Raw genomic sequence first — 10,417 nt, forward strand, 5'->3', positions numbered from 1 at the left:
GCAGGCTCTATCACAGCTTCAACGACCAGCTGGCAGGAGAAGCCGGAGCGGGATGTGCTGCTCCATGAACTGCTCGGTGGCCGTGGCAAAGCGTGCGCCATCAACCCGCCATTCTTCTGCGACTATGGTGCCAACATCTTCATGGGCGAGAACTTCTACGCCAACGTCAACTGCACCATCCTCGACGTGTGCGAGGTGCACATAGGTGACAACGTGCTGCTGGCCCCCGGGGTGCAGATCTACACCGCCGCCCATCCGGTGGCGGTGGCGCCTCGGGTGGCGGGAGTCGAGTTCGGCAAGCCGGTGCGCATCGGCAACAACGTCTGGATAGGAGGCAGCACCGTCATCTGCCCCGGCGTCACCATAGGGGACAACAGCGTGATAGGGGCGGGATCCGTGGTCACCAGGGATATTCCGGCGGGGGTGGTCGCGGTCGGCAACCCTTGTCGGGTGTTGCACCCCATGACGGCGCAGGAGCTGGCGGAGATCTGACACGAGCGGGGCAGGTAATGCTGCCCCGGCTTGTATTCGGCGCCGTGACCAACCCCTGCAAGCCCCCTCTTGTTCATGACAGCCTGCCAATGGCTTGCAGACACGACCCCGCAGCGAATTCCCCACCTCAGGCTGGCAGCAAGGCCCCGCAGCGCTTGTGCTGCCCCATGACCACCAACGTCTTGAAGCTGCGCACCTGCTCCCTGGCATGCAGCACCCGCCGGGTGAACTGCTCGTAGCTCGGCATGTCTCGCGCGGCGACCTGCAGCACGAAGTCCTGATCACCCGTCACATACCAGAGGTCCATGACCTCAGGCTCCCCCTTCAGGCAGGCAATCATCTCATCGACGATACGGCCATGATCCCGCTCCAGGGTGACGAGCACCAGCATGGTGATAGGCCAGCCCATGGTCGCCGGCGCCACCAGCGCCACCTCCCGCTCAATCAGGCTTGCCTCTCGCAGCGCCCGGACCCGGCGGTAACAGGCGGGCGCCGAGAGGCCGACCCTGTGGGCCAGCTCGGGAATGGGCAGACGGGCATCCTGCTGCAGCTCGGCGAGGATGAGCAGATCGAACTTGTCGGTCATGGGGGTTAAGGAGATAAAAATTATCGAATAGAGCCAGTTTTAAACCGAGATTACGGCTATCGCCAGATATATTTTACTTCCCCTTCCCTGCTCAGGTTTGAACAAGATGCCGCCGACCACCACCACCCTCTCCTCCCTGCTGGCGGTCATGCTCGCCATGCTGTCGATCACCCTCGGCGCCTCCCTGGCCAAGTCGCTGTTTCCCTTGATCGGGGCCGCCGGTACCACCCTGTTCCGGCTGGGGTGTGCCGCCCTCCTCCTCTCCCTGGTGTTTAGAATCTGGCGAGCGCCACTCGACAGGCGCACCCTGCTGGGAGCCATCCCTTATGGACTCTCGCTGGGAGCCATGAACCTGCTCTTCTATCTGGCCATAGAGCGCATACCCCTCGGCGTGGCGCTGGCCATCGAGTTCATAGGCCCGCTGACGGTGGCGCTGCTCAGCTCCCGCCACCGGGAAGACTTCATCTGGCTGGCGCTGGCCATCGTCGGTCTGCTGTTGCTGCTGCCGCTGCGGGAGGCCGAACAGGCCATCGATCTCCAAGGGGCCGCATTGGCCCTCGGCGCCGGCGTGTTCTGGGGGCTCTATATGCTGACCGGCAAGCGGGCCGGTGCCTTGCTGGGGGCCCAGGCCCCGGCCCTTGGCATGTGGGTGGGAACCCTGCTGGTACTGCCCTTCGGCTTCGGCGGGGCGAGCGAGGCCAGCTTCACTCTCCCCCTGGTGTTGACCATAGCGGGGGTGGGGCTGCTCTCGAGCGCCATCCCCTACTCCCTCGAGATGTTTGCCCTGCGCCGGTTGCCGCTCAAGAGCTACGGCATCCTGACCAGCGGTGAACCCGCCATGGGCGCCCTGATGGGGTTGCTGTTGCTGGGGGAGCAACTGCCCCCGTCCCAGTGGCTGGGAATAGCCGCCATCATAACTGCTTCGATGGGCACCACCTGGCATGGGGGACGACGGCGCACCGACCCGGCGTGACGGCGCCAAATAAAGCGGGCCTGTGATGACAGGCCCGCTCCATCAGAGATACCGAGCAAACGTCACGACGGATAACCGTAGCAGCGCTTGAGCTCACCGAACTCATAGAAGGCGCTGCCGATCTTGATGGGAACGCACCCTGCCTTGAACGCCGTCTCTTTCTCGTTGTAGAGCATCCTGACCAAGACCTTGCCCCTGTCATCGCGATAGGCATCCCACTGGATGTTGGCCGCATAAGGAGAGACCCAGCCGCCGCGCCATTCGTTGCTGGCCTGGCTCATCAGTACGCCCGGCTGAGCGCTCTGCCGACTGCCTTCCAGCTTCATCAGGGCAGCCAGGGGTATGATGGTCTCGGCATGGGCAAAGCGCAGCGTGGCGAGGTGCTCGCTGGCCCCTTCGATCACCTGGTGCTGCACCTCATTGAACATGCCGTCGAGCAGGGGCTGAGCCACCTCGTAGGTGGCACGCTGGCTGCTCAGACTCGGCCCCTTCTCGTAGAAGTCCTCGGCATCAGAGAGATAGGAGAACCAGGCCGACTCCTCCGGAGTGATGAACTGCTCCAGATCCCAGGGCGCCCCTTGCGCCTGCGCCTCCCGGATCATCCCCGGGCCAATGATGAAGAGGTTGTAAAGCATCAGTGCGGCATCCACCTCGTCGCGCACATAGGTCTTGTCACCATCTTCCGGGTTCACCGCCACATATTCGACACCGGCAGCCAGCTCGTCGACGAACGCCTTGCTGTAGAGGCGCTCGAGCATCGCGCGCGCCATCACCCGGGTCTGGGGCAGGGTCTTGAGGCCATCGAGCGCCTCGGTCAGCTCGGGAGCCGGAGTCACACCCTCCTCCTCATCCCCGACGAACGCCATGTATGCCTGGAAGGCGGGCAGGTACTGGAGGTAATCCCCTTCCGGCTCCGTCTTGTGGAAGTAGAGTTCAAACTTGTTGCGCAGCCCCTTGTCGATCTCGGAGGGGTTCTGCTGGCTCACGTAGCAGTCCTTGCTGTCAGCCACGAAATTGACCCGTTTTGCCAGGCTCTCCATGAAGTAGTAGGCGCTCTCGTTGGCCCTGTCCTTGCCCGACGTCTCGACCCGGATGCAGGCGGGCGCACCTCCCTTGCCAAGCAGGGTCGGCACCCGCTCGGCCAGGCGGGTCGCCAGCAGGGCATGTTCTTCCTTGCCGAGGGCCGAGAGCAGGCCATAGCCCAGTTGCCGGTTGGCTGCGGTGACGGCATCCACCTTGGCCCCCAGCCCCTGACCCAGCGTGGTGAGCGCACCCTGCCGAGAAGCCGCGTCCCAGATCTGCTTGGTCAGCACGTCGTACTTGGGGCTGGACAGGGAACGGGAGCCATGTCGGGCAACCAGCTCGGTGAAGACGGGGGTGAAACCGGCTGGCGCCGCTTCATAACTGCTCGCATCCTGACGGGCAGCGTAGACAGCCTTGGTGCTGTACTGATAGTCGACACTGGGCGTGGTAGCAGGAGAAGAGTCGTTTTCTGAGTTGCAACCGGCCAACAGTGTCATTGTCAGACTGGCAGAGAGGGCGAGGGTGAGAGCAGAGGGGCGGAACATAGTCATCCTTGAACCATATTGAAAATGAGGCTGCACCTTAAGCGCTTCATATGACAATCAAGTGTCAGGAGTCGGCTTGATTGATGGCGCATGCGCAACGGCTCGCCATGCTCCACTGTCTGAACCTGAGATGGATATCGACTTCATATTTTTTGAACAAATAGACCAGATAATCTCGCTAACATCGGCTAGCCGATGCGTTTAATATTCAATCAACGCTTAGGCAGGAACGCCAGGCGGCCAAATAACAGGTCGTTCAGGACACCAACATCATCAATGCAAGATGTTGGCAATCAACAGAAGAACAACACACTATTTGAATAACCTCTTGCACGGATGCATTGATTCAGGCCGAACCGGCCTTGGCAATGACATAAAAACCAAGAGAGTGAATGAACATGAAAAACCTAATCAAGATGCTGGCCGTCGCAGGCCTGATGAGCGCTGGTGTCGCCCAGGCTTCCGTTCCCGCTGACTTCAATGCCACCCCGGGCGTACTCTTTGTGAACTGGCACGCGACCGCAGCGATCGATGGCAAGGCCAATCCCATGCTGGAGGTGCGTAACGAATCCGGCGATGTATTGACCTCGGTTCATGCCAACCTGACGGGTACTCAAGTGGTGAAGATCCCCAGCCGCACGCAAGGCACGCTGACCGTCAGCCTGGGCGAGCAGAGCAGCGACTACCGCATCCCGTTCGGTATAGGTAGCGGCAAGCAGCGCTAAGAGTCCTGTCGATAGCCTGGCCATGCCCGGCTATTCCCCCTGATGGTGGTCGAACACGCACTGCCCGAAAAGGCCCCGCACTGCGGGGCTTTCTGCTTGGTGCAACCGGTCCGCTACCCGGCGATCAAATCGACGCAGGTCCAGCCCCCTCGCAAGCGATGAAGTAAACGCGACACCGGACCATGAGGCCCGGTCTCGTTAGACGGCCAGATCCTTGATGGTCGCCGAGGGTCCGTTGGTTTGCACCGAAGCGATGCCATTGTGGGCCGAAGCCTGGCTGGCATACATCTGGCTGGAACCGATGACCTGGTGATTTTTCGCTTTCAGATTGAAATGATACTTGCCGTTGGCGGCCTCCTTCAGCTCATATTGGCCCGCCTCGGGAGAGTTGGTCTGCACTGAGGCGATGCCGTTTTGCGCCGCCGCTTTGCTGTTGTACATCTCGCTACTGAGGATCACTTCGCCATTACCGGCCTTGAGCACGAAGTGATACTGGTCGTTCTTGGCCAGCTTGAGTTCATACCATCCCATGGTTGCATCCTTATGCTGTGTTGAGGTCACCCATTAAACTAGCCCGCTTTTGTTGACAAGGATGTGACCGGATTGGCACTGCACCCAAAAGCCGCGCGCCAAATGACTCAAATCCTCCCTCCTGCCCCTCATCGGCGACAAAGAGCAAGATTGTCCAAGCGACCATCCACTCCTTGACGGTAGATTAGGGCATGGGTTCACGGTAAAGAGGGGGGGAGCGATGGCGCAGGATAATCAGTTCATATTTGCACACAGCCAGCACCTGGCGAGCCTGACTGCACTGCGGGTCAACATGACGGAGTTTCGCTACGATCGACACGCTCATGAGGAGTATTCCTTCGGGGTCACGCTGGCGGGCCGACAGAACTTCTTCTGCCATGGCGGCTTCCACTCAAGTCCGGCTGGCAGCGTCATCCAGTTCAATCCAGGGGATGTGCATGACGGCCATGCGGGAGACAACGCCAGCCTCGACTACGCCATGCTCTATATTCCCCCCCACGAAATCACACCGCTGTTTGCCAATGCGGCGGGAGAGCGAGCTACCGGGCCGTACCGATTGCAGCAGCCATTGGTACGCGACAGCGGGCTGAGCGACTGCATACTCGAGCTGGCTCAGGCGGTGAATAGCCGGGCAGCCAGCATAGAGCAGGAGTTTGCCCTCTATCGTCTCGCCGCCCGGGTGATGCAGCAGGCGGGACGCTTTGAGCCGGATGGCCAGGTGAGCAGCATAGATCGACTCTTGTTGCAGGCCAGAGACTTTATCCATGGCCACTTCCAGCAAGATATCTCCCTGGCCGATATCAGTGCGGCAGCCAATATCTCCAAATACCACTTCCTGCGCCTGTTTCGCCAGCAGCTCGGTATCACACCCCATCAATATGTGATCAACTGCCGCATCAATGCGGCGCGCCGCGCCCTGGAGAGGGGGGAATCGGCGCAGGATCTGGTGTACCGCTACGGTTTCACCGATCTGAGCCACCTCAACCGTCGCTTCAAGCGCATCTACGGCATGACCCCGACCCAATACAGCGCCAACCTGATCCGCTGAGCCCAAGGACAGTTCCATGATTGAGATCCTCGCCTATGCCATTGGCATCATGTATACCCCTGGCCCCGTCAACCTGATGGGCCTCAATGCAGGCCTGGGTGGGCGTGCCCGAGCCTCCCTCGGCTTCTTCATGGGGGTGGGCATGGCCATGTGTCTGCTACTGCTTCTGTTTGGATGGCTGGGGGCCCGGTTGGTACGAGCAGAGACCCTGATCTATGTCAGCCTGGTGGGTTGCCTCTACATCGCCTATCTCGCCATCAAGATAGCCCGCGACAAGGGCGAGGTCAGCGGACAAGCGGCCTCGGCCCGCCCGCTCGGCATTCGCAATGGATTTGTGATCCAGCTGCTCAATCCCAAGGCCATGATAGCGACCCTGCCCATTGCCAGCATCCAGTTCCCGGCGGCGCAGATCCACGGCTGGAGCCTGCTGCCCTGGTCTCTGCTGCTTGGCTTGCTGGCGGCTGGCGCACCGGGCAGCTATTCACTGCTGGGGGATCTGGTTGGCCGCCGCATTCAAGACCCACGCTGGTTCAGGTACTTCAATCTCATCATGGCCGCCCTGCTGCTCTACTCCGCCGGGGCCCTGGCCTATCAGCATGTCTATCTGCCCCTCCTGGGATGAACCGGACAGAGAATGGTTTGCCTGCCGGCCAATAAAAACGGGCCTGCCACCCTGGCAGGCCCGTTTTTATTGAATCCCGTTTGCCTTATTCCGGCTGATGGAATGCCAGGGCGCCCAGATAGTCCCCTTTGCCCAGCTCGACCCCGGCGCGGCGCAGCAGCGCATAAGTCATGGTCAGGTGGAAGTAGAAGTTCGGCAACCCGTACTCGTAGAAGCAGGTCTTGCCATCCATCCACTTGCCATTGGCCCAGTAAGGGAAGTACTTGCCGCTCTCGAACGCACTGTAGTCAGACTCCAGATGGCCCTTCAGGAAGTCGATGGTCGCCTGGATGCGGCCGCGCAGATCCGCCATGGTGGCTGGCTCGTCCGCGAAGCTCGGATTGTCGCTGTGGCTGGCAGTCGCCACGCAGGCCTTGGCCGATTCGCAGCAGATCAATACCTGCTTGCTCAGGGGCAACATGTCGACAATGAGTCGATCGCCGAAGAAATTGTTCACATCGCACTTCTTGCTCTCGGCGTGGGCCGCAGCCTTGACCAGCAGCTGGTCGAGGTTGGTGAGCATTTTGATAAACTGGGCGGTAAATTCACGGTTCATGATGCGCTCTCTATAAAGGCTGGAAGAGCCGTCCCGCAGGGCGGCGCAGCTCAATATAGCTTTTTTTTGCTGCGTACATGCAGATTTGTCGCCCCTCCAACACAGCCAGACGACAGCCGCTGCCGTAGCGGTAAAACACCAGCCCCCATTCAACCCCGCCTCGTGCTGATCATGTTGATGGGCTGCGTCATCGGCTTTAAGTGGGGAAAATGGAACACAAAAGCCCAGCATTGCTGCTGGGCTTTTGTGTTGGCTCCTCCTGCGGGACTTGAACCCGCGACATACGGATTAACAGTCCGCCGTTCTACCGACTGAACTAAGGAGGAATTGTACTTGGTGCCCAGAGACGGAATCGAACCGCCTATCTCATCACCCGCCAACCTAAAGAGCCCCCAAAAAACACTAACTCCTCAACATCAACAAATCATTAAGAAATCGATGAAAACCACTTTCGACTCCATTGCCATTTATATTTAAGCGCTGAGCACCGAGTACAGGGTAAGCAGGTGTGGCGCCTTCAAAGTTAAATGGGCTTGCATAAAAATCAATGAAATCATCATGTTCGTTAAGCGGTTTCGGATGTAACATAACCACACACTGAACAGGGCAGCGGCCATTGATATCTCGCAATCCATAACCGTACTTCATTGCACAATCAGGCAGAGAATAATTTATTACGTCATATTCATTTCGACACTTAGCATCAAAAATAAAAAGTTCTCTAAGCGCATTATTATCGCTATCAACATCGATAACTATATCAGGTCGGCGCCCACGCCTGCTGTTTATATCACAACTCCAGACTCCATAGGGAGAATTCCCATATCGGGGGTGTGGAAAACTAGGTTCATAGTAAAGTTTTATATTTTTCCCATGAAGCTTCCCATTAAAAAGACCTTTGCGCTGGTGTTCCCCGTTACTTTTAAGCCAACAATCTACCAATATGACAGAATAATACTCAAATAGCACAGGAGTGGAATGAATATTACTTAATAGCATCTGCTCAAGCCAATGTATTTCTCTACATTCGACCCATTCCTTAACGCTTTTAATAAACAACAAATAATGTCTATTTGATTTTATCTTTTCAGTTAACATCGGCCGCCCAATATGGCGAGATGAAATCGGTATCTTTTTATTGAACGCAGAGACCATCTGTTCTAGCCTATTCACGCAAGATCGTGCTCTCTGCTCGTATTTAGCGTTGATGGAATTCAAGTTTTTATGCGAAACATCAAAAAAACTCACATATCCAAATGGGCTAATAGAAGCACTATGGGCTTTCCCGCCCCATCGAATCTTCTCACATTTATTTAAAATTCGCTTCCCTTCTTCCAAAAGTTTGTTTAAGTAAAAAAATACTAGATGGTTTTCATATATATCAGTACTGGTAGCAGCCTTAGCTACCAAAACTTCAGGCATCCCTCGCCATTCTGTACCACTATAAAATACGCCATCATTTTCACAACTAACTTGATGAGATAGACCTGAGTATTCTGCAATCCACTCAACGCCGCAATCATCTACATCTTCAGACGTGGGGTTGTGTACAACAATTCTATTAGCTCTCAAACTGGTTAAAGGACGAAGAATAATGTTCTTAATCGTAACTTCAACATCTTCAAGTGTCTTCTCAAGACGACTTAATATTTCGGCAGGAGCAACTCCTGTCCTTGCCATCGTTGCGCTAAATGTTGTAGGGCTTAATGCTGTTAGAATATGCTCATCTACCTTTGCAGAGATATAAGACAACATTGACGTTGCTCGTTCAGCAGTAATTTTTCGACCATATATTTCTATAGGCTCAAAAACAGCCACTGTAACAACACCACGCTCATCTGTTAACTCAACTGCAAACTGGGCCACACCAAAATAATGTAAAAATAACGCATCATAACCAAACTTATAATTTTTCTTTGGCAACCATTCAAATGCCATACCGCTATCATCAGTTGCGACACCATTTATATCTAAGCTTTCAACAACTAATTTCGCAGAGTAATAAACGTCCGTTGTATGAAGTCGGAATGCAATTTGATTCGTCTCAAGTATAGCGTATTGAGGAGCAGAATCCTTAGCTCCACTACCAAGTGATAACGTGATTTGTGACCACGTATCCGCTCTAGCTTTCATGTTTCTCAGGTTTAAAACCATCTTGAATCCTCCCTGATTAGAGGAATGAATAGCTATTCAAGTAACTATCACCATCATTTAATATCCGCTCTAAAATTTGGGCACTTCGCTCCAAATTATTACTCTTAGCCTGATCGGCCATAGCGGATAAAGCCTGTCTAACCTTCTCACCTTCACCTCTTAAGTGGGGAAGGACAAACTGAGCCAAGGCAAAGTCTTGAGCTTGAGCTTTATTTTCAACCATGATACTACCAGCGACATCAAGATATTTTATAATGGATTGCTGTTTGCGGCCTTCTAATAATAGCGATTCGCGTAATGAGGGCGAAATATTTAACCCTGTATCAATAACTTTCTGCAGTTCTTCGTAAAGATCACCGCCATAGCCATTATCACCATATTCTGCGGTCCGACCAAACATTGCTTCCAGAGCAGATAATGATAGAGCTCCCTCCATCTCAATTAGATGTCCACCGAGATATCCTTCAGAGGCAACCTTAACGTTATCCATTGATATAACCGGAGCCCGACTTAACAAACGTGGAGACAGGTTTTCTGTTGTACTGTCATTGTTTATAGTGGCGATGAATCGCAAAGAGTTATATTTTGCAGGATATATATATCGGTCTAGGCCATGAGCCCCTGTATCAATTGGGCGATCCCTGCCTTCTTTATCAGTAAGACCAATAAAATCACTCCAGTAATGCTCAATAGGCGATAGATTGGCCTCATCTAAAAGGACCACTCGGACACTGGCACTGTCTTTTACATCTTCACCATTAATTAAAAATTCATATAACCCTGTTTTGGATGCTTGGAATGTACCTCTTAATCCATTATAGAATCCGAGAAGATCACGAGAACCGGTCCATCCACGAGCAACAGGTACATTGAGGAAATCTAAAGAAGGACCTGAACCGATAGGATTATAAATACCTAAGGCAGTAGCTACATTTATGGCTGTAGATGTTTTACCAACACCAGGTCTACCTTGCAATATTGTAAGCATATTTTGCTGCATACATATCAGTAAATTCGCCACTTCAATATCAGATAACTCTCTTCCTTCCATGTTATTAATTCTAGTAGCTACAGTATTAATAAAATTAGCGGCATTCTCTACACTGGGAGTCAAGTTTACTAA

The 10,417-nt window shown here is 54.6% G+C and carries 9 protein-coding genes, 1 tRNA gene and 2 pseudogenes; 5 read left to right on the forward strand and 7 right to left on the reverse strand.

Annotation, left to right across the window (positions count from 1 at the left end):
- Window positions 1-492: pseudogene (locus tag G113_RS15930) on the forward strand (sugar O-acetyltransferase); the annotation flags it as partial.
- 127 nt (window positions 493-619) lie between these two features.
- On the opposite strand, the gene G113_RS15935 reads toward G113_RS15930, so the two are convergent.
- A complete protein-coding gene (locus G113_RS15935; RefSeq protein ID WP_005906916.1) occupies window positions 620-1,078 on the reverse strand; it encodes an Lrp/AsnC family transcriptional regulator in 459 nt (152 codons plus the stop codon).
- A gap of 106 nt (window positions 1,079-1,184) precedes the next feature.
- On the opposite strand from G113_RS15935, the gene G113_RS15940 reads away from it, so the two are divergent.
- The gene (locus tag G113_RS15940; RefSeq protein ID WP_005906918.1) at window positions 1,185-2,051 is read left to right on the forward strand and encodes an EamA family transporter; all 867 of its coding nucleotides are present in this window, start codon (window positions 1,185-1,187) and stop codon (window positions 2,049-2,051) included.
- A gap of 62 nt (window positions 2,052-2,113) precedes the next feature.
- Here the strand turns inward: G113_RS15940 and G113_RS15945 are convergent, their stop codons facing one another.
- Complete coding sequence (locus G113_RS15945; RefSeq protein WP_040319315.1) at window positions 2,114-3,625, reverse strand: histidine-type phosphatase; 1,512 nt, start codon at window positions 3,623-3,625, stop codon at window positions 2,114-2,116.
- 386 nt (window positions 3,626-4,011) lie between these two features.
- Between G113_RS15945 and G113_RS15950 the strand changes: the two genes are divergently transcribed.
- The gene (locus tag G113_RS15950; protein WP_005906921.1) at window positions 4,012-4,344 is read left to right on the forward strand and encodes a hypothetical protein; all 333 of its coding nucleotides are present in this window, start codon (window positions 4,012-4,014) and stop codon (window positions 4,342-4,344) included.
- A gap of 198 nt (window positions 4,345-4,542) precedes the next feature.
- Here the strand turns inward: G113_RS15950 and G113_RS15955 are convergent, their stop codons facing one another.
- The gene (locus G113_RS15955) at window positions 4,543-4,875 is read right to left on the reverse strand and encodes a YegP family protein (RefSeq protein WP_005906923.1); all 333 of its coding nucleotides are present in this window, start codon (window positions 4,873-4,875) and stop codon (window positions 4,543-4,545) included.
- A 220-nt stretch (window positions 4,876-5,095) separates the two neighbouring features.
- Here G113_RS15955 and G113_RS15960 point away from each other — a divergent pair, with 220 nt between their 5' ends.
- Window positions 5,096-5,923 (forward strand): AraC family transcriptional regulator, encoded by an 828-nt coding sequence (locus G113_RS15960; RefSeq protein ID WP_005906924.1) that lies wholly within the window; start codon window positions 5,096-5,098, stop codon window positions 5,921-5,923.
- 16 nt (window positions 5,924-5,939) lie between these two features.
- A complete protein-coding gene (locus tag G113_RS15965) occupies window positions 5,940-6,545 on the forward strand; it encodes a LysE family translocator (protein ID WP_005906925.1) in 606 nt (201 codons plus the stop codon).
- 85 nt (window positions 6,546-6,630) lie between these two features.
- On the opposite strand, the gene G113_RS15970 is transcribed toward G113_RS15965, so the two are convergent.
- The 4 genes and pseudogenes from G113_RS15970 to G113_RS21380 all read right to left on the reverse strand — a co-directional run.
- Window positions 6,631-7,140 carry a DUF1993 domain-containing protein gene (locus tag G113_RS15970; protein ID WP_005906928.1) on the reverse strand — a complete coding sequence of 170 codons (510 nt, stop codon included), beginning with the start codon at window positions 7,138-7,140 and terminating at the stop codon, window positions 6,631-6,633.
- 250 nt (window positions 7,141-7,390) lie between these two features.
- Window positions 7,391-7,466, reverse strand: a tRNA-Asn gene (locus tag G113_RS15975).
- 76 nt (window positions 7,467-7,542) lie between these two features.
- Window positions 7,543-9,294 (reverse strand): DUF2357 domain-containing protein, encoded by a 1,752-nt coding sequence (locus tag G113_RS21150; protein ID WP_152436082.1) that lies wholly within the window; start codon window positions 9,292-9,294, stop codon window positions 7,543-7,545.
- A 16-nt stretch (window positions 9,295-9,310) separates the two neighbouring features.
- Window positions 9,311-10,417: pseudogene (locus tag G113_RS21380) on the reverse strand (AAA family ATPase); the annotation flags it as partial.

It is taken from the genome of Aeromonas molluscorum 848 (assembly GCF_000388115.1).
In the GTDB taxonomy this organism is placed as follows: domain Bacteria; phylum Pseudomonadota; class Gammaproteobacteria; order Enterobacterales; family Aeromonadaceae; genus Aeromonas; species Aeromonas molluscorum.

Coding starts and splice junctions, on each gene's coding strand:
- G113_RS15945 (WP_040319315.1), bottom strand. CDS start 3,625: ATGACTATGTTCCGCCCCTCTGCTCTCACCCTCGCCCTCTCTGCCAGT.
- G113_RS15965 (WP_005906925.1), top strand. CDS start 5,940: ATGATTGAGATCCTCGCCTATGCCATTGGCATCATGTATACCCCTGGC.
- G113_RS15950 (WP_005906921.1), top strand. CDS start 4,012: ATGAACATGAAAAACCTAATCAAGATGCTGGCCGTCGCAGGCCTGATG.
- G113_RS15970 (WP_005906928.1), bottom strand. CDS start 7,140: ATGAACCGTGAATTTACCGCCCAGTTTATCAAAATGCTCACCAACCTC.
- G113_RS15955 (WP_005906923.1), bottom strand. CDS start 4,875: ATGGGATGGTATGAACTCAAGCTGGCCAAGAACGACCAGTATCACTTC.
- G113_RS21150 (WP_152436082.1), bottom strand. CDS start 9,294: ATGGTTTTAAACCTGAGAAACATGAAAGCTAGAGCGGATACGTGGTCA.
- G113_RS15935 (WP_005906916.1), bottom strand. CDS start 1,078: ATGACCGACAAGTTCGATCTGCTCATCCTCGCCGAGCTGCAGCAGGAT.
- G113_RS15960 (WP_005906924.1), top strand. CDS start 5,096: ATGGCGCAGGATAATCAGTTCATATTTGCACACAGCCAGCACCTGGCG.
- G113_RS15940 (WP_005906918.1), top strand. CDS start 1,185: ATGCCGCCGACCACCACCACCCTCTCCTCCCTGCTGGCGGTCATGCTC.